General features: G+C 43.3%; 19 protein-coding genes. 8 read left to right on the top strand and 11 right to left on the bottom strand.

Going from position 1 to position 20,094, the window contains the following annotated elements:
- The 3 genes from QZ076_RS14000 to QZ076_RS13990 form a co-directional block, all read right to left on the bottom strand.
- Window positions 1–800: aldo/keto reductase (locus tag QZ076_RS14000; RefSeq protein ID WP_293713968.1), on the bottom strand; the 800-nt coding region annotated here is incomplete at its 3' end.
- 2 nt (window positions 801–802) lie between these two features.
- Window positions 803–1,816: an aldo/keto reductase gene (locus tag QZ076_RS13995; protein WP_293713974.1), complete on the bottom strand. Its 1,014-nt coding sequence runs from the start codon at window positions 1,814–1,816 to the stop codon at window positions 803–805.
- Between the two features lie 32 nt (window positions 1,817–1,848).
- Window positions 1,849–2,694, bottom strand: a complete 846-nt coding sequence (locus QZ076_RS13990; protein ID WP_293713966.1) for an aldo/keto reductase — start codon at window positions 2,692–2,694, stop codon at window positions 1,849–1,851.
- A gap of 130 nt (window positions 2,695–2,824) precedes the next feature.
- Between QZ076_RS13990 and QZ076_RS13985 the strand changes: the two genes are divergently transcribed.
- From QZ076_RS13985 to QZ076_RS13950, 8 genes are all read left to right on the top strand, one after another.
- Complete coding sequence (locus tag QZ076_RS13985) at window positions 2,825–3,646, top strand: helix-turn-helix domain-containing protein (RefSeq protein WP_293713964.1); 822 nt, start codon at window positions 2,825–2,827, stop codon at window positions 3,644–3,646.
- Window positions 3,647–4,094: 448 nt separating this feature from the next.
- On the top strand, window positions 4,095–4,271 hold the full coding sequence (locus QZ076_RS13980; RefSeq protein ID WP_293713962.1) for a hypothetical protein: 177 nt from the start codon (window positions 4,095–4,097) through the stop codon (window positions 4,269–4,271).
- Window positions 4,272–4,324: 53 nt separating this feature from the next.
- A complete protein-coding gene (locus QZ076_RS13975; RefSeq protein WP_293713960.1) occupies window positions 4,325–7,015 on the top strand; it encodes a glycoside hydrolase family 2 TIM barrel-domain containing protein in 2,691 nt (896 codons plus the stop codon).
- 88 nt (window positions 7,016–7,103) lie between these two features.
- Window positions 7,104–7,454: a DUF6565 domain-containing protein gene (locus QZ076_RS13970; RefSeq protein ID WP_293713958.1), complete on the top strand. Its 351-nt coding sequence runs from the start codon at window positions 7,104–7,106 to the stop codon at window positions 7,452–7,454.
- 80 nt (window positions 7,455–7,534) lie between these two features.
- The gene (locus QZ076_RS13965) at window positions 7,535–7,861 is read left to right on the top strand and encodes a hypothetical protein (RefSeq protein WP_075558231.1); all 327 of its coding nucleotides are present in this window, start codon (window positions 7,535–7,537) and stop codon (window positions 7,859–7,861) included.
- Between the two features lie 45 nt (window positions 7,862–7,906).
- The gene (locus tag QZ076_RS13960; protein ID WP_293713956.1) at window positions 7,907–8,587 is read left to right on the top strand and encodes an OmpA family protein; all 681 of its coding nucleotides are present in this window, start codon (window positions 7,907–7,909) and stop codon (window positions 8,585–8,587) included.
- A gap of 224 nt (window positions 8,588–8,811) precedes the next feature.
- Window positions 8,812–9,483: a DUF4136 domain-containing protein gene (locus QZ076_RS13955; RefSeq protein ID WP_293713954.1), complete on the top strand. Its 672-nt coding sequence runs from the start codon at window positions 8,812–8,814 to the stop codon at window positions 9,481–9,483.
- Between the two features lie 30 nt (window positions 9,484–9,513).
- Entirely contained in the window at window positions 9,514–10,143 is a 630-nt protein-coding gene (locus QZ076_RS13950; RefSeq protein WP_293713952.1) for an outer membrane beta-barrel protein, read from the top strand.
- A 97-nt stretch (window positions 10,144–10,240) separates the two neighbouring features.
- On the opposite strand, the gene QZ076_RS13945 is transcribed toward QZ076_RS13950, so the two are convergent.
- The 8 genes from QZ076_RS13945 to QZ076_RS13910 all read right to left on the bottom strand — a co-directional run bounded on the left by QZ076_RS13945 (window position 10,241) and on the right by QZ076_RS13910 (window position 19,949).
- On the bottom strand, window positions 10,241–11,350 hold the full coding sequence (locus tag QZ076_RS13945; protein ID WP_293713972.1) for a Wzz/FepE/Etk N-terminal domain-containing protein: 1,110 nt from the start codon (window positions 11,348–11,350) through the stop codon (window positions 10,241–10,243).
- Window positions 11,351–11,369: 19 nt separating this feature from the next.
- Window positions 11,370–13,766, bottom strand: coding sequence for an SLBB domain-containing protein (locus QZ076_RS13940; protein ID WP_293713950.1), 2,397 nt, complete (start codon window positions 13,764–13,766; stop codon window positions 11,370–11,372).
- 282 nt (window positions 13,767–14,048) lie between these two features.
- Window positions 14,049–14,438 (bottom strand): lipocalin-like domain-containing protein, encoded by a 390-nt coding sequence (locus QZ076_RS13935; protein ID WP_365325733.1) that lies wholly within the window; start codon window positions 14,436–14,438, stop codon window positions 14,049–14,051.
- On the bottom strand, window positions 14,426–15,889 hold the full coding sequence (locus QZ076_RS13930; RefSeq protein ID WP_293713946.1) for a capsule assembly Wzi family protein: 1,464 nt from the start codon (window positions 15,887–15,889) through the stop codon (window positions 14,426–14,428). The genes QZ076_RS13935 and QZ076_RS13930 overlap by 13 nt, the downstream gene beginning before the upstream one ends.
- Window positions 15,890–15,909: 20 nt before the next feature.
- On the bottom strand, window positions 15,910–17,400 hold the full coding sequence (locus QZ076_RS13925) for a CHC2 zinc finger domain-containing protein (RefSeq protein ID WP_293713944.1): 1,491 nt from the start codon (window positions 17,398–17,400) through the stop codon (window positions 15,910–15,912).
- Window positions 17,397–18,749, bottom strand: a complete 1,353-nt coding sequence (locus QZ076_RS13920) for a DnaB-like helicase C-terminal domain-containing protein (RefSeq protein WP_293713942.1) — start codon at window positions 18,747–18,749, stop codon at window positions 17,397–17,399. Before QZ076_RS13920 ends, QZ076_RS13925 begins: the two co-directional genes overlap by 4 nt.
- A gap of 8 nt (window positions 18,750–18,757) precedes the next feature.
- A complete protein-coding gene (locus QZ076_RS13915) occupies window positions 18,758–19,258 on the bottom strand; it encodes a MarR family transcriptional regulator (RefSeq protein ID WP_293713940.1) in 501 nt (166 codons plus the stop codon).
- Window positions 19,259–19,592: 334 nt separating this feature from the next.
- The gene (locus QZ076_RS13910) at window positions 19,593–19,949 is read right to left on the bottom strand and encodes a hypothetical protein (protein WP_293713938.1); all 357 of its coding nucleotides are present in this window, start codon (window positions 19,947–19,949) and stop codon (window positions 19,593–19,595) included.
- Window positions 19,950–20,094 lie beyond the last annotated feature (145 nt).

The raw sequence follows: 20,094 nt of genomic DNA, 5'->3' as shown, positions 1-20,094 counted from the left end.
CGGTGTGACCAGCGAAAGTCGGCAGGTTTATCGAGCGGACGGATCGTTTCCATATCCTCCGACGTGAGGACAAAATCAAACACATCCAGATTTTGTTTCATACGCTCGATATGGGTACTTTTGGGAATAGCGATGATGTTCCGTTGTATCAAATAACGCAGGGCAACCTGTTGTACCGTCTTATTATATTTTTCTGCCAATCCTACTAATACCGGATTGGTCTGCAGATCAGGATCGCCCTGCGCCAGTGGCCCCCACGCCATGATATGCGTGCCGTAAGGTTTCATTTCAACCTCTGCATCCCACTGCTGGCTGAAGACATTGGTTTTTAACTGGTTTACGGCAGGTTTGATGTCGGCATACTCTGCCATATCCACAAAACGGTCAGGATAGAAGTTAGAAAGCCCGATGGCACGTATCTTTCCTTCCCGCACAGCCTTTTCCATAGCCCGCCATGTTCCCGGATAGTCGTTGAGCGGCTGATGGATAAGCAGCAAGTCGATATAGTCGGTGCGTAGTTTGCGGAGTGATTCGTTGATGCTACGAGCCGCTTTCTCTTCTCCAGCATTGGTAATCCAGACTTTGGTCGTAAGAAAAAGCTCGTTGCGAGGTACACTGCATTTGGCAATCGCATTGCCCACGCCATCTTCATTATAATAAGCCTGCGCAGTATCTATCAGACGATAGCCCGCAGCGATAGCGTTAAGTACGCAACGTTCACATTCTTTTGATGATACTTGAAAGACACCATATCCTAATGTCGGCATTTCAATGCCATTGTTCAATTTTATAGTTTCCATACTCAGTTATTATTTTGATTCCAATTCTTTCCGAAATTAGTCTGTTCCGTTTCTACACAACCACGATGTCCATGCACTTTACAAGTATCCAAAGCCGATTGCAACTGTTGAAATTCCATATCAGAAAGTTCCACATCCCAAGCTCCGAGATTTTCAAGAATACGTTCCTGATTTTTTGAACCGGGAATAGGAATAACATTCGGATATTTATGAAGCATCCACGAAAGGGATATTTGTGCCATAGTTGCATTTTTCTTTTTGGCATACAACGAAAGCAAATCCAAAATTGGCTGATTTGCCTCGATATTCTCTTTCGATAATTGAGGAACAAATTTTCTCACATCGTCAAATCCGAATTGAGTCTGTATCGTTACATGGCCGGACAAAAAACCACTTGCTATGGGAGAAAACGGCACTACACCAATATTCTTTTCCATACATAGTGGAATAATTTCTTCCTCGCAGTCGCGTTCCATTATCGAATACAGGTTTTGCACAGTAGATAATGGAGTAATAGCATGTGCCGAACGAATTTGTTGGGTTGAAACTTGGGATAATCCCCAGCCTCGTATCAAACCTTCTTTAATAAGTCTCCCCATAGAGATAGCCATCTCTTCAAGTGGAACTAATGTATTAGTACGGTGCAGATAATAAATATCTATATAATCCGTACGTAATCTTTTCATCGATTCTTGTAAGTGGTGATAAATCTCTGAATAGATGTCTGCATGACGCAAAGCTTCGTTCTCTCCAAGATGGAGTTTTGTCGCAAGAACCACTTCGTTGCGAAAAGGCTCGACAGCTTTACCTACCAAGACTTCGTTGTGTCCAGCATAAAATTGTTCCTTTCCATAAACTTCTGCCGTATCGAAATGCGTACATCCAAAATCATATGCATGACGAATGGCTTTGATTGAATACTCTTCGGAGGGTACTTGTCCATAACCATGACTGAATCCCATACAACCCATACCAATAGGCGACACTTTTATATCTCCTAAATTTCTTGTTTCCATCATATTTCTAATACTTTACAAATTGAATGCTATCAATGAATTTTATGTAATCCGATACTTTTTGCAGTCGCTAAATCCATATCATCGTAAATAGGACTTTTGCCCGTATCCAATGCGGCGATAGTTGTCATTTCCTCGTCGGAAAGGGTAAAATCAAGAATATTGAAATTCTCAATCATTCGTTCCTTGTGTATAGACTTAGGGATAACCACGATATTTCGCTGATTCAACCAGCGAAGAATAACCGCACCGACACCTTTGCCATGCCGTTCGGCTATCGTTTTCAATACTGGATGGTGGAAAATGTCATTTCGTCCCTCGGCAAAAGGAGCCCACGCCTCATGCTGTATGCCCTCGCATTGCAGGAAATGATTGGCTGCTTTTTGCTGAAAGAAAGGATGAGTTTCCAACTGGTTTACGGCAGGTTTAACTTCATTGTGCAGAAAGAGATCTTGCAAACGTTCATTGGAGAAACTAGTCACTCCGATGGCACGGATGCGTCCCTCTTTGTAAAGCCGTTCCATAGCCCGCCAAGCGGCATAATAGTTGCCATATGGCTTATGCATCAAATATAGGTCGAGATAATCCAATCCAAGTTTTTCCATCGAGAGATCGAATGCCCGCAAGGTATCATCGTACTCATAATCTTGTACCCACAACTTCGTGGTTACGAAAAGTTCTTCACGTTTAATTCCACTGTTTCGGATGGCATCACCCACCTCTTTTTCATTGAAATAAGAGGAGGCCGTGTCAATCATGCGGTAACCAATTTCAAGTGCATTTGCTACCGCCCTTTCTGTTTCATCTACTGGAATTTGATACACACCGAATCCGATGGATGGCATTATCACTCCATTGTTGAGTCTTACTTGCTTCATATTATCATTGTTTGATTTCTGTGGCAAAATTACGGCATACGAATGGCTTGGGCATTATAAAAAACTGCGGATAATTTTCATTTTTCGTGGTATTAGCCTATTTTTGCGAAAACAATATAATCCAATCTATATGAAAATTATCGAATCTGCCCCCTTGTTTTTTTTCGATACGCTCACCGAATATGACTTTACAAGCCATGCAGGTAATGTGGTTCATATTCTTTGTATTGACGGAAATATTAGTTTTACTATTCATCGCACACATTATAATATATCGTCCGGCGATTATGTTATTCTCACGAATGGGGTATCCATATCTTCTGTTTCACAATCAGAGGAGTGTCAAGTTATTGTCATGAGTATTGCCGAGTCTTTCATTTCCACGAATATTATACGGAGTAATTACGGTATTATCGGTCATCTATCATTATTGCAAAATCCGGTGATGAAACTCACGGCAGAAGATTTCGACAAATGTAAGAAAGATATGGTACGCCTACGCGAAAGACTCAGTGACCTGAAACATCTGTTTAGGGAAGAGATGATAGGAGCTTTATTGAAAGCTCATATACTCGATTTGTACGACATTCATGCCCGGGCCAATAAATGGAGAGTTTCATCGAGACCAGCAGCGTTGATGCGGGATTTTATAGGTTTGTTGCTCGACGGAGATTATGCTTCGAATCGGAATCTTGAATACTATGCCAGTCGTCTTTGCATCACTCCGCACTATCTTTCGGAAATAAGTAAAAGCATCAGCGGACAGCCTGCGACTTACTGGATCGACCATTTCTTGGTGAAGGATATTATGCAACTTCTAATTCAGAAAGATTTATCATTGAACGAAATCGCTTACCGCCTTAATTTCTCTTCAGTATCCTATTTGAGCCGATATATAAGTAAACATCTTTGCATGACACCTTCAGATTTCAGAAAATCAATATCTCAATAACAGATACGACAAGACCTGGAAATTAGATATTTTTACAAAATAGGATATCTCTGATTTTAGGGGACTTGTCCCCTTCTTAGTATATCCAGAAAATAAACTGCCCCAAATCGCACAACAATCCTTTTTGGTTTTATCTTTGTGCAGTCTATCAAAAACACATTCTTATGAAACGCCTGTTTGTTCTGGATTTACCTAATAGTTGGGCTTTGATTTATCCTATCAAGTAATATTTCACTTGATTAGAACTACAGAGTTTTTCTAATCCCTACACCAAATGTCACGAGTGCTTTCAATAAAACCATAATTGATTTTTTTCTCTGCCAATATAGTATTTAACCTTTTCCAAAATGTTGTATATTGGTCGAGTTCTTTTATTAAAGAACTGAAATAAACGAAATCGGTATCTTTATCTGTAATCATGTCTTTAAAGTTTATGAAGCAAAATTAGATGGAAAAGAAATATGGGGGACTATTCAAAAGTGCAAAAGTTATTTTCTTCCAGGACGGTTTTTTTGATGTTCGGAAATATGTATTGAAACTGGTCTTTAAGAATTATAAGGAATATCCGGATCGTACTGATCTTCTATTAATAAAATATAAAGAGCAGGGCTTCTTCTGTTTGTGAAAGACGCCTTGTCTTTTTTTGTCGTATATTACGGCTACTAAATTGTATACGTTATGAAACACAAATCTCTTATTTTACTTTGCTGGTTTTTGATTGTTTGCGGATTATTTCCACTCTCTGCACGAGAGAAACTTATATTGGCTCTCCCTGATCCCGGGGAAAAGGCTTTGCTTAATTCCGGCTGGATGGCACGGAGAGCCAGTGAGATAAAGACAGACGGAAACCTTTTAAGCTCTACACCTTTGGAAACAACAGGCTGGATGCCTGCCCGTATCCCTGGGACGGTGCTGACCACTTTACTGGAAAACGGCCTGTACCCTGCACCGGAGTTCGGAATGAACAATAACCTGATCCCCGATATTTATGAAGCCGGCAATGATTTTTATACTTTCTGGTTCGTTTGCCAGTTTGAAACGCCGACAGTACCGGACGGTCGGATTGTCTGGCTGAACTTCCGGGGAATAAACTATAAAGCAGAACTGTTCCTGAACGGCAAACGGCTTAATAATACCACCCATGAAGGAATGTTCCTGCGGAAATCGTTTAATATAACGGAACATCTTCAGAAGAAAGGAACAAATGTTTTGGCTGTCCTCGTATATCCTCCCACATACCCCGGCGATCCGAATGGCGGACAAGGCGGTGACGGACAGATCGCCCGTAATAACACCATGCAATATACGCCCGGCTGGGACTGGGTTCAACCTATCAGAGATCGTAATACCGGTATCTGGGATGAGGTATCGGTTACTACTACCGGTGCTGTTACCGTCCAGTCGCCATATATCGTAACGAAAGTGCCGGGTGTCCGCTCTCCGGAAAAGAGAACGCAGGAGGATGCTTTGGTAAAGACTTCTGTTGAGGTGGAGAATGTCACCGATACACCACGCAAAGGTCTGTTAGTCTGCGAAACAAACGGTATTCGTTTAACGCAGCGTCTCACCTTGTCTCCATACGAAAAAAGGGAAGTTCATTTCGACCCGATGAAAATAAAAAATCCACGTTTGTGGTGGCCCAACGGAGTAGGGGAACAGCCTCTATACGATATGCATATTTACTTTGAAGCAGACAACCGGGTCAGTGACAGCCAACGACTTAAATACGGTATCCGTGAGATCACAACAGATAAATGTCCGGACAACGGAGGTCGTCGCTTCTATGTGAACGGTCAGAAGATTTATGTAACCGGTGGCAATTATATCTCTTCCGACTGGTTACTGCGTCTTTCCCCTGAACGTTACCGCGATGAAGTCCGCTTTCATGCCGAAATGAATCTGCGTATGATCCGCGTATGGGGAGGTGCCTTGCTCGAACGTCCGGAGTTTTATAATGCCTGTGATGAATACGGAATACTGGTCTTCCAGGATCTATGGGGCAGCGGCGATTGTAACGGTGCCTGGGAAGACCCGATGAAAATGGACTCCCGCGAACGTCGTTGGGAATATCCCGACAATCACGATCTCTTTATCGCCTCGGTAAAAGACCAGGTCAAAATGATACGTAACCATCCGAGCCTTTGTCTTTGGTGTGGAGCTAACGAATGGCCGTTGGCAAAAAACATCGACAAGCAACTGAAAGAAAAAGTCTTCCCCGAGCTTGATCCCGAACGCCTGTTCGTCAGCTATTCGACCGACTCCCTCTTTACCCGCAACCTGTTGGGCGATAACGGCGACGGTCCTTATGGAATTCAGGAGCCGGAATGGTTCTTTACATTCCGCTCACATCCGTTCAATCCGGAGGCAGGCTCTGTCGGTTCGCCGGAGGTGGAAAGTATGCGGGAAATAATGACGGAAAGGGATCTGGCGGGATTCCCGCGAAAAGGTTTTACCCGTAATGCCACCTGGCGTTATCATCGGGATTTGGGATATCAGGATCATTTGGAACGTTATGGCGAAGTGAAGGATATTGAAACCTATTGTAAATACGCTCAGGTCGTGAATTACGATCAATACCGTAGCTTTATGGAGGGGTGGGGTTCGCATCTTTGGGACTGGTATACCGGGATACTGATCTGGAAAACCCAGAACCCGTGGACTTCCCTGCGCGGACAGATGTACGACTGGTTCCTCGATGTAAACGCTTCCCTGTACGGTACACGTAAAGGATGCGAACCCCTACATCCGTTCTACAATCCCGTCACCCGGCAGGTAGAACTGTTGAATACATCCTTGTCCGATTATCCGGATCTGATCGTAAATGCCCGTATCTACGACACCAGCGGTAAGATCCGTTGGGAAAAGGAGATAAAGTCGGATGCAAAAGCCAATACGGTAGTGCCCTTGTTTGATGTTCCCGTCCCGGAAGAGATACAAGGAGTCTACTTTCTCCGTCTGTCTATGCAACCCGCTGATCTTGAACGGTCTTCCGACGTGTCCGTGGCATTACCGGATACGCCGAATATCTATTGGCTGACCACGCTTCCCAAAGATTATTCCGGTTTATCCCGTTTGCTCGAAGCAAAGCCGGAGGTGAAAGTATCATTGCAACAGGAAGGAACAACCTGGTCGGGTATGGTATCGCTTCATTCGGAAACGAATATTTCTTTCTTCAACCGCATCAAAGTATTGGATAAGGAAACCGGCAAGCGTATCCTTCCCGTACATTATTCGGATAATTATATCACGCTTATGCCGGGTGACTACTGCACTTTAACGATCAGTTTTACCTCTTCTTTACCCGCAGACCGGATACAGATAGTTGCTGATAGTTGGACGGCAGACCGGATCGTAGCTACAGCCGATTAATATCTGTCCGGCAGTTTCATTCTGCCGGACAGTGCAGATCCTCTTTTTTTGTTTACTTTTGTTGGAATTAATCTAAAAAGGAAAAGATATGAAAAGGTTTTTAATGATGATGTTTGCAGCTATTACGCTTTTAACATGTAATAGTTGCAGTGAAACGAAAGAATCGTATGTAAAGGACTTCACCAAGTTTATCGAAAAGGTGCAGAAAGAAAGTGAAAAATATACTTCTGCCGATTGGGAGAAGGTAGACAAGACATTCCAGGAATTTGCCGTTACCAAATATGATAAATACAGCCCGGAACTTACAACCGATGAAATGTTTGAACTTACCAAGCTGAAGGCTGAATATATCACGATCCAGACAAAGCATGGCGTCAACATCGGTATTAACAAAGCTATCCGGGAAGGGAAAAAGACGATTGACGGATTAGTCAAGTGATACGGCGGAGGATTTTTTTTAAATTCTCAATTAAAGCCATATCTTTGCATAAGTATGTAACCAATTAAACTGAAAAAGTTATGAGCGACAAAGACGATTTGATTTACGACGAAGACGAATCTGTAAAATTTATTCAGAACTATCTTCCCCAGGAGTTAAAAGGAAAATTCAGTAACGACGATATCAATTATATTGTAGACCTGATCTACGATTTCTACGAATCACGCGGTTATCTGAACGACGATGCAGACGATAATACCGATATCGAGATCGACGAAGATGAATTGATCGAATATGTTATTAAGAACGCTAAAAAGGATGGCGTAGGCAAATTCGACCCCGAAGCAATAAGCTTTATTGTGCAGGGAGAACTTGAATATTGCGATTCTATCAACATGTTCGATTGATAAACTGTTATATTCATATAAGGTTTATAAAAGAGTAAAAAAATCATGAAGAGTTTTAAGTTATTATCTGTACTGCTATGTATGGCAGTAGTATTTACGAGTTGTGGAACATGGACGAATACAGGTAAAGGTACAGCCATCGGTGTAGGTGGTGGTGCTGCTGCCGGAGCCGGGATCGGTGCATTGGCTGGTAATACAGCTTTAGGTGCCGTTATCGGAGCTGCCGTAGGTGGTACAGCCGGAGCCCTGATCGGCAAAAAGATGGATAAGCAGAAGAAAGAACTCGAAGCTACTTTACCGCCTGAAACCACTGTTGAAACGATCAACAATGGCGAAGCTCTGAAAGTAACTTTCGACTCCGGTATTCTATTTGCCACCAACTCGAGCACGTTGAGCGACGCTTCACGCAGCGCATTACGTAAACTGGCTGTCAGCCTGAATGAGAACCCGGATACCGATATCAAAATTATCGGCTATACCGATAATACCGGAAAGGTAGACTATAACCAGACATTGTCTGAAAAACGTGCCAAAAGCGTTTATGACTATATGATGGTAGACCAGGGCGTAAGCGGCCGCCGCATGGAGTATGAAGGCAAAGGCGTTCACGATCCTGTTGCCAGCAACGATACGCCTGAAGGACGTGCGCTGAACCGTCGTGTGGAAATTCTGATCCTTGCCAACGAAAAGATGGTGCAAGATGCACAACAGGGCACATTGAAATAAAAATTATTTCGTAAGAATAATCCAAAGGCCTGAAATAGCGTAAGTTATTTCAGGCTTTTTTGCGTTTTAACTATCGTTTACGAGCGTTTTGAAGTCTTACAACAAGTTAATTAACACAGCCAAAATAACATCAAAGAGAACCTTTTTTAATTTCTTGTTGTTTCATGGATAACTTATATATAAGCACAAATAATAGTATAAACTGTTTTAAACGTTAAAATGAGATGAAAAAGATTATTCCTTTTTTCTTGTTGATCCTTTTACTGGCATCCTGTCAGAAAGATCCGGATATGTCAAAGCTGGATAATGATTTTGTGGTGTACACAGATCATGATAGTAAGGCGGACTTTAAGTCATTCACTACATTCTATGTTCCCGATAGTGTGCTGTTAATCGGCAGTAGCGAAAAACCTCAGTACTGGACAGCAACCGAAGCCGACGACATCATCACGACATTGATCGGTAATATGGAAAGCCGTGGTTACACCCGTACTATGGATAAAGAAAGCGCCGACCTGGGTTTACAGGTATCTTTTGTAGAAAATGTAAATTATTTTACAAACTGGTACAATGATTATAACAACAACTACTGGTGGTGGGGTTACCCAGGTTACTGGACACCGAATTACTGGAGACCAGGATGGGGACCGAGCTGGGGTTATGACTGGCACGATTGGTATTATCCGTATGCAACTGTCTACAGCTATAGCGTAGGTTCACTGCTTGCCGAAATGGTAGACCTGAAATCGCCGGCTCCAAAAGCTGATACTAAACTGCCGGTTATCTGGACTGCCTATATGTCCGGCTTATTGTCTGGTTCCGACAAGGTAGATACTCAGTTATGCATCCGTGCTCTCGATCAGGCATTTGTTCAATCATCATACCTCAGGAAATAATTAAACGCGAATCAGTAAAATTTGAGTCTTATGAAAAAGATAAATAAATCAATAAAATTAGTCGCTTTACTTATCGCCTGTTTAGCGATGCCCTCACTGGCTGGCGCCCAGGTTGTAAACAATATGTATTTCAATATCGACTGGGATATTAACACTCCGTTCGGCAATAGCTTTGCCGACAAGACAAGCGGTTGGGGTGCTCACGGTGAAGCCGGTTATTATGTCGTTCCTAACTTTGCGGTAGGTGCATTTATTTCTTATCACACGAATAATAAATATATCGACCGTCAGACACTCGATGTAAGTGGAACTTCTGCTATCACATCCGATCAGCAACATTCCTTGTTCCAGTTGCCTTTTGGTGCAGCGTTCCGTTATAGCTTCACCCGCGAAGGTCAGTTCGAACCTTATATTTCAGCTAAATTAGGTACCGAATACAGCGAAATGTCGACTTATATGAATGTAATGAAAGTATACGACCGCCAGTGGGGTTTCTATGTAGCTCCCGAAGTCGGTATGAATATCTTCTTTACTCCTGAAAAGAAGTTCGGTTTGCACGTAGCTGCTTATTATAACTATGCAACAAACAAAAGCAAAGTCCTGACTTATTCCATGGACGGAATAAATAACTGGGGCGTACGCTTCGGTGTTGCATTCTAAAATAGAAGTTTGTTCTTTTAAGTGTTTTATGTAGTTTATTAGAAAATGGGGAGCTGCAGTGGCAGCTTCTCATTTTTTGTTTTTATACTCATACCTGTTATTCGATCAGGAAGTCGTCATTTTCCTCTTTCGGTTTAAAAAGGTCTTTGATGAATAAATAACCAATACTACCGAATATTGCCAGGAATACGAAACCTATCAGGATCAGTGGTTTCTTGGGGGATGCCGGCTTCAGAGGAACAGTGGCAGGTTGTATAACGGTATAAACCGGTGTCTGTTCCTGAACCCGCAATTTATCCTGTTCCAATTTCTGTGCCAATGTGTTGTAGACATTGAATGTCAGTGTCATTTCATTCTTCAATCGTTCCTGTTCTGTCCGGTAACTGGCAGAAATAATATTCTTGTTGGCATCTTCAAAGGTAGCGTACGCACGTTGAGCTTTATAATAAGACTCACGGGCTTCTCCGAATACTTTTTCTGTGAATTCCAGGTCCTGCTTGGCCTTTTGGGTACGGTAATTAGTAATATATTCCTGAAGTTTATCTACGACAACCTGGGTGATACTGGCAGAGATCAACGGGTCTTGCATCTGTACCGCAACGGTAATAACCGATGTTTTTTTGTCGACGGAAGCAGAGATACGCTCCTGCAACCCTTTTATTACATCCGCCTGTTCCTTCGTCAACCGGAAAGAACTCAACTCACCGCTATTTACCGGTTCCTCTTTTGAGAACAATTCTTTTACCCCACCTATTAATTTGAAAGGTGCCTGTATTACATAACTCCACCAGGCTCTTTTCTGGTGGTCATCCATATAATCGTATAAAGAGGCTGAATAATTCCCTTTTTCTGTCGTTACCTGTATCGGAAACAACTCCAGTAGAAAAGGAACACTGCTGACTACATCCGGATACAGCTCCGGAGAGATAGCATCCGAGCCGGAAGATGTATTCAGGTTTATACCGGCCATGGCAGCTAGTCCTCCCAGGTTCCCCATCTTTTTGCTTGGATCGGAGGTTTCCGGTGCCAGTTTTACGCTGGTACTATATTCTTTAGGTATGCTGAAAGCAACGATAAGTCCCGCAACTACGGCTATTCCACAACATTTAAAGATGAATTTACGCTTGCCCCACAACTGTTTGGCTAATTCGATCAGATCGATTTCCTGTGTATTGTTGTCCGTATCCGGAGAACTCATTTGAATCATATCCATATATTTTGTCGTATTATTTCATATTGTTAATAATAGAGGTAACCATTGCTGCCATTGAAGTCGTTGAACTGGCTATACTCAATATCTCTGCCAAACCAGTCTTACGATCACGTTGTGTCTTGGTCGGTACCACGATTTCACATCCCGGTTCGACTTTTGGATAATGTTTGAAGAAAATGAGTCTTTTCTTTGTGGTAGCGACTTTTCCGTTCATATAAATAACGATCGGGTATTTACGGGCAATATCGTTATATCCTCCGGCTTGCGATAGGCAATCACCCACCGACATTCCTTTCGTATACGTCACACTGTTCGGATAAGTGACGGCTCCGTTTATCTTTACTGTGCTTTGTAGCTGCGGGATGTAAAGAATGTCTCCGTCACGTAATACTACATCGTGAGAACTTCCGGGATTGGCTAAAGCTTTTTCCAGATCGATACCGACTGAATAATCTTTGATATTATCCAGTGATAAAGCCACTGAATCGCGACTTTGTTTGTTTGTACTCAGATCCATCAACGTTTCAAGACGGCGCATTTCGTCTTCTGTCAGTTTGCGTTTTAAACTGGCTCCTTTGACATAAGCATCCGGGGTTACTCCACCGGCTTTTTGAATGATATTACTCAGGCGTGAATTCTTTTCAGCAAGCACATAATCACCGGAGAAAGTGATTTCACCATTGATTCGTACAACTTGTTGTTCCAGATAACCAGGTGAGAAACGAACATACACTTCATCAAAAGGTTCCAATGTGAAGATCGTTCCGGTTGTAGTCCCATCGGCAGGAATCAGTCCCAGGTTATCGTTTAATGTGAAGTTAAATACTTCGGCCCTATGGCTACTGTTCTGTTCTGCTTTCGGGTTTTTAATACGGCGGGCAACTTCAACATTTACTGTAGCCGCAGATTCCTGCAGGCCTCCGGCCATAATGATAGCGTCCTCTATGGTTAGACTATGGCGGTAAGGTAACACCGTGTCTTTGTAGTTGACTGCTCCACTGACTTTTATCGTATAAGGTTCGCGAAGATCGAACAGGGAGGGTATTTCCAATTTGTCTTCCGCTTTCAATTCTATATCCGGAGACGTACCGTTGAGTATGCCGCGTATATCCACCGCAACAACCGTTGTTGTGAAATCGGGATTCAACCGGGTGATTTGTGCACGTCCGGCAAATTCATCTCCTTTCAGGCCGGCAGCTTGCTTAACCAGATCTTTGACTGTACGTACTGTCGTACCTAATTCATATTCTCCCGGACGCCATACGGCTCCTGTAATCGTCAAGCGGTTTTCGTAGAACGGAATTACCGAGTCTACCAACAGCGAATCCGCATCCATCATCGTGAAGGTCGGGTATTTGTCTTCCGTAACGGTGGCAATCTGATAGCGGCTGCCGGCTTTACGTTTTACGCGGACATCTTTGGTATATGCATCCCCGGTAAATCCTCCGGTCATATTCAATAATTGCTGTAACGTTTCCCCTTTCTTCATTTCAAAAATGCGGTTACGTTTCACTTTTCCGCGTACCACAGCCAGTTGGTCGTATGGAGGGATTATGATCATATCGTTTTCTTCCAACCGGATATTGGTGCCGTATTTTCCGTTCAACAGATAATCGTATACATCCAGGTTAGCCACCTCCTTGCTGTTGCGATAGACTTTGATACCACGCAGCGAACCGATCTCGTTTACTCCACCGGCTGCGTACAATGCGTTGAACAAGGTGGCAAAAGAGGGTAGGGTATAAGTTCCCGGGGCGATTACCTCTCCGACGATATTTACTTTTATACTGCGTATCTGGCTCAGGCTGACAGAAACAAATGTATTGGCCCCGTCTGTAGTACCAGACAGGGTAGACATGATACGTCCCAGCTCCTGCCGGATACGATTTTCGGCGGTTTCGATAGTCAGACCGCTCACTGAAACAGGGCCCAGGTTGGGGATCAGGATAGTTCCTTCGGGAGAGACTTTCAGTTTCATATTCAGTTCCGAGTCTCCCCATACATTGATCAACAACTCGTCGCCGGCCGACAGGATATAGTTCCTGGGAGTCGGTATGTTAAGATCCGGCTCAAACGACAGGTTCTTGTTTGAAAATATCTCCCGTCCGAAAACTGTTTCTTTCAGATCATTTTCCGGAAGATTCCTCCGGCGTTGTTCCTCCAGCGTTGTTTCTTCTTTTCCTTCGGGAATAGCAACGATCCGGTCGGAAACCGTTGCATCGGAAGCCCTTTGGGGCATTTGCTCTGTCCCCGACTGCCCCATCCTTTTAGTGATCTCCTGCCGTATCTGCTCTTCCGTCATTCCGGCAGCTTTCGCCTTGTCGATCAAATCCTGGGGAACCTGTGCCGCCATCGGAACCGACAGCAACAGCAATCCCCCCATTAATACATTTCTGATTACGGTATTCATATTGTTGTTTGTTTTTGTTATTTCAATTGAAAAAGATATTTTAAAATAGAAAAAAGTGAACCTATACAACAGACCTCGTAGGGGCGGGTTCCAAACCCGCCCAATATCAACAGGATGTAATCGTCACAACGGGCAGGTTTGGAACCTGCCCCTACGAAGCCGGTTATATTGCTTCACATCTGTCAATAATTGAACCTATTGCTATCTCCATCGGCATATTGGCACATTAGCAAATTGGCTTATTATTGAAAATAATTGAAACATCCTCATATAAATTTCAGATCAAAATTTCCTGAACTCTAACCGGGCATAGTCCGATTGTAAAACCAGATGTTTAGATGTTAATTCTTTTACCCCGAAACGTTGTTCTGTTCCGTTCATGCCGAAAGGCAATAAATCTTCGACTGTACTGATCGGCATGGTTACAAACAGTGAATCTCCGGTATACTCCATATTTCCGGTTTGATTGGAAACACCGACCTGCATTAGGTTGATTGTATGTAATGCCACACTATAATAAGCCCGTTCAGGTGTTTCTTCCTCTCCGGAAGCATATTCTATCTTCATAATCTGCCAACGGCCATCCAGATCACCGTTGATAGGCATTTTACCACACGCACTGATAAATAAAATCAGCAGCGTAAAAAATATTCCTTTTTTCATCGTATCCATCCTGTTTTTCTGATCGTTATCATTCCTCCGGTACTTTTCCCCAGCATAGCACCCCGGTCTATGCCTAATGAGGCAGTGAAGTCCCATCCGTTTAATTGGTGCGGTGTATATTTCAATTCGACCAAAGCGTTTCCATTTTTCTTGATTTCATAAAAAGGGAGTACATAAGTACCCCAATTTCGGGAAACCGATAAAAGAATACGATATTGTAAATCGGCACAAGGGTTACCCATTATCCCAAAATGATGTCCTTGCATCCGGTTGCTTTTAAAACTAATATCACCGTCAGTATTATAAATAGGAGAGATGACGAGCGGATTCCCAATACCCATTCCCCAATGTTGCCATCCACTATAAATATAGTGGTTATAATAATTATCTGTACCACTTACTTGCTCCGGTATCTCAGGTGTATGATCCCAGTAGACAGGCCCTGTCTGATCTTTTGTTGAAATATATTCGTAGACAAAACTGCTAACTATTGGATTTCTGGGAAATGTAATCTCTATTCCCGCCAGACAATCTTTCCAACCATATTCGCCGAACATCTGAGAATGATCCTCGAAATAATGTTCATAATAAGGGCGGATTGTCCAATTTTCGGGAGCATACCAAGTGAGTGAAAAGTTCCAACTACCCAAATGGTTCCCGTAAATATTTGTTTGTTCACCCATTGGAGTTTCGCTACTACCTCCACTGGGAATAAACACCTTGAAAAAATCCTTTATCCCGTTTGGCATATCTGTCTTTTCATCTCCGATAAACGCATTCCCTCCGAACTGTGCAGCCATTTCCAATCCCCCTTCAAGGATCAGCGGAAATTTCTCCCGGTTACCGATCTTTACATATAAGTCTTTGGAATGATAAAGTACATGTTCCGTATATTTATTTCCCGGAGCTACAAAATCCTTTTGCCATCCGTCGTCGGTAAACATGCCGTAAGCAATATGACCTTTGAATGCCAGCCATCCTTTGGTACCCGGTACAAGCGTATATTCAGGAATACCGATACGAATTTGAGGGATCGGACGTGCATTCCCTGAAAATGTCAGCCCACCGCTGCTGAGAATCGGATTATTGAATTCACTGTGCCGTTCCTTGCTTCCGATACTCAGTTGCAGGCAACGGTATTTGAGGTCTGCGTACAATTGTTGTATGATAAAGGAGGACGTGAAATTATAGGCAACAGCCAGATCCGCACCAAAAGCATAGGAGAAACGTTTATCGTCTTCCATCTCCCGGAAGATTCCGGCACGGAGGTATCCGCTGTTTTTTTCGATAGACGAAAGTCCCTGTTTATTGGCTGTCAGCCAGAAAGGCGTATGTTCCCCTCCGCTAAAGCTGATCCCGGTCTCTGTCCGGTAATTCAATCCCTTGGTAAACTGAGCATAAGAGGATACGGGAAGCATAAAGATGCCTCCCATAAGTAGTAAGTTTGTTACAAATTTCATTTATTTCGATTTTAGAAATATCAATACCAAACGGCTCCCGGCCTATCCAGATTCTCCGATACGTGACGTAGCTGTTCGCGACGTTCGGCAATATGGACAAGGATGGCGAGACGTTTCTTTTTCTTTTCAGGGGTAGTTTCCAATAACAGGCGAACCTGTTTTTGTATATCCCGGAGGATACGGTTTTCCGTATATAAAAAGAATAACCGGGTCAGGTACATATCCATTACGTTCGTAGCGTGCGGGTAAAGAGATTCGAACTGTTCTTTTTCATTGTAAACCAATAGATCATATTCCGTATGCAGTTCATCGGCTATCTCTTTTAATGCCGGTGGGAGGTCCGATTCCAAATACCCTTCGGCCAGATGTGCCAGTATCATCCGGTTCTCTTTATTTTCCAAAAGTAAGTTGTCCGTTTCCAGGATGCTATTCAATAATTCGGCAAAAAGACAAAGCGAACCTTTGAACATATAATAAGTATCCGCAAACAACAGGCTGGCTGTCAGCAACAACTCTTCCGACAGGTGAGGCTTCGATTGGTATCTATGGATCAGGGAAACAAAAGCATCTTTGCCGAGTCTGCGGAATAAGGAATCTGGGTCTTCACCTTCCGGCAGCGGGATCGTTTGCACCTCCATCGAAGCCGGATCGAGCGATAAGGATATTTTGCGGGCAGCTTCCCGTCCCGGTATGTCTCCGTCGAGCAATAGACAGATTCGCTTCGTATACTTTTGCAGCAAAATAAGCTGTCCGGCGGTCAACGCCGTTCCGCACAGGGCTACCGTATTGGTAAAGCCGGCTGCATGCATGGCAATTGCATCTTTGTAACCTTCTACGAGGAAAATAAAACCTTGCTCTTCAATCCCTCTCTTTGCCCGGTAAAGAGCATAGAGGTTTTCACTCTTTTTGTATCCGTCAGCTGTCGAACTATTAATATATTTCGGTTCATCCCGCTTTCCATCCGCTAACCGGCGGGCAGCGAAGGCTACTAGCTCTCCGGCTTCATCCCGGATCGGAAAAATGATACGGTTACGCATGATATACCATTCCCTCGGAACGTTTACAGGCGATTGTCCGACCTCAAAATCCAGATATGAAGGCGTTAATTCCGAATTACCGCATGCATAGGGAAGGAGGGAGGAAAGAAACTGTAAGTTTTTTTCAGTTGACAGTTGACGAGTGACAGTTGACAGATGCTTCGCATCGCTATTTATATTTCTTTTTTTTCTACCTGTCAACTTCTCTCTGTCGAATGCCAACTTTCCAACCGCTTCCATAAACCCGCAATGTTCCATCTTCTCTATGAACCCGATCGCATCCCCATGTTCCCCACAGGCAAAGCAATGAAAAGTTTGCTTCTCAGGATTCACCATGAGTGAGGGATGGTGGTCGTTGTGAAACGGACAAAGTCCGATATAGTTAGCCCCTTTCCGTTCCAGCTTTACGGATTTTCCGATCACCTCTTCTATATGGAGTGACGATTTCAATTCTTCTATCTCTTTCTTTGTCATGATCGTCTGCGTATATAGTTTGTGATCCGGGTATAACTCTCATTATAGCGGTAACGGGCAATCCCTGTCGAACCGTTACGCGTCTTTCTTATATATAGTTTTCCTACCAGATGCAAGCTCTCGCCGGTGAGTTCGTCTGTCGTGATCCCGTAATGTTCGGGGATATAAACGAAGTAGACACAATCGGCTACCTGTTCGATCACACCCGAATCCCGTAGGTCATGCAAATCAGGGATGTGTGCCTTGTCGGCCCGGTTCACACTGTTACGGTTCATCTGCGAAAGAACAAGTATCGGGATATCGGCATCCAGTGCCAGTTGTTTCAAGCCCTGTATATTACGACCTATCATCTGGTCTACGGTATCTTTTCCGTGATTCTCCATTTTCATCAGGTGAAGATAATCTACCACTGCCAGGTCACATTGTTTCTTACGTTTCTGGAGCATCACCTGGGCACGTATGTTTTCCACACTGTTTGCCGAGGTATGGTCGAAATATAACGGAAGATTCTGGAACTCATCTGCCATTTTTTCCATTTTAGCCAGGTCGTCCGGATTGGCGCCGTCGATACGCAAATGGTTGGCATCCACACCACCGTAACCGGCAAACAAACGGTTCATTGTCTGCAAAGCCGTCATTTCGAGACTGAAGAAGCAGACATGCTTTCCCGCCATTGCGGCATTCACCGCAATCTGCATGGCGACAGCCGTTTTTCCGTCACCGGGACGTCCGGCCCCGACTGTCAGTTCGCCTTTGTAAAGTCCTCCGGTCACATAGTCGAACTCTTCGATACCTGTCCGGATACGCATGGTATCCACGCCGTTTTCCAGTCGTTCGCGATGCATTTTCAGTACATCGTTCGCTGTTTTACCGATCCGGGAGATCTGTTTACCTGCAATCCCGTCCTCCCTCAGTTCCAGTAACGACGATTCCGCTTCTTCGATCAGAGCCATATAGGACGAATCGAAACTGTGAGCCTTTGCCTGCAAGGTCGTGAACAAGGTTGCCAGCAAACGAAGCATATATTGCCGCTTCACCTCTTCGACATATTGTTTCAGGTTACCCGTATGACGTATCTGCGTCATGACCGTATTGATCGCTGCGATCCCGTTCACCTCTTGCCACCGCTTTTCGTTCAATCGGTGCATTTCTATATCGGTTGTGACCAGGTCTGCCTTTTCTCTCCGGTCGTTCAATGTGCGGATGGCCGTATAGATGAAAGATAACAAAGGGTCGCTGAACATCTCCGGCTTCAATACCGGAGCAACCTGCCAGATGGCAGATTCGGAAGACAGAAGTGCACAAATCACGGCTTCTTCTACCTGGCGTACAGATTCTAATGTTTCCATAAGCGCTGTTAATCAGGTTGATTAGTAGGATTCTGCATACTTCGTCCGCCCATGTTTTTTTCAGCTTCGGCCATTTGAGCAGCTGCATCCGTTGCCGGTGCATTCTTTGGCGTCTCTTTGCTTTCCTGTATCCGGGTGAAAACATCATATCCCTTCACCTGTATACGGCTTCCTCCCGGTATATGAGTGACGGATATCAATTGAAGTTTCACCAGTTTATCGATCAACCGGCTCAATGACCCGGGTCTGATCCCTGTAATTTCGGACAACCGGAGTTGGGTACCGACATATTCCCCTCTCCGGCAACTGACTTTGCGATTGTTTAACATCGCATATCCGTCTGTGTGATAACAAATCCCGAACAGGCATACATGTAGTCGGGCCATCTGGCGTTCGACCAACCGGACACTGTCTAAACGATCCATTATACTTCTGGGAATCTTTATGAAAGTCTTTCCCAGGTAGTCTAAGGCAATCTTCTCATTTTCAATACTTTTTGAACATCTCATGATACTAATTTTTTAGTTGATATTTCATATTAGCGCATGATTACGGATTTTGTCCTTTAATGAGTTGATTGCCAGTTGTTTTAATGTGTCTCATATTAGACTTCGGTGATGGTCTTATTTTTCTCTTTAAATATAGAAAGAATATTCTTTATAAAGATATATAAGGCCTCCGGCATTTTTTTTCAGCTTTTAGAGGAATCAAAGAGCGTATTTCACTTTGCTGATACAAAGGTATATTGCTCCTGCCTCTCCCTGTATTACTGAAATAACCGGTTTTTATTTGTTTAGAATGCTGTTTTACAGCTGGTTATAAAAATGGATGTTTAGCAAATCATTACTTTTTCAACTTCTTTAGTTCCTTGATAAAGTTCTGAATGACAGCCTGGTAAATATGTTCCTGATAGACTGTTTTCAGTTTTGTGCAAATGGTATTTATTGTATTTGTAAAATTGAACGTGGCGTATAATATTCTGGCCAGTTGTTTGTAAGAACATTTTCCCAGTAAACCGAACTGTTTCAATAAGGCGAACAGGCAAAACAACAAATCTTCGTTTTCCACTTCGAAGCGTCCGTCTTGCGGGTTGACCGTGTCATAACCACACCAGTGCAGGATAGAATCTTTATACTTCTCAAAGAAGCTGGTTCTTAAATTGTTCCACGATTTATGACCGGTTATGCATTTACTTCCCAATAGCAGGACTAAATAAATGATCAGTTCTTCGTTTTCTTTCTGGCTTTCTATATATTCGACCAGTTTCTCAAAAGCCAGATCTCTTCCTATGATCCCGGCAATTTTTTTTTATATTGTTTGATTGAGTTGTGCATTATAAATAAAA

Origin of the sequence: uncultured Parabacteroides sp., assembly GCF_905196875.1 — a bacterium.
Taxonomy (GTDB): domain Bacteria; phylum Bacteroidota; class Bacteroidia; order Bacteroidales; family Tannerellaceae; genus Parabacteroides.
This window is presented reverse-complemented; position numbering and strand designations above follow the sequence as displayed.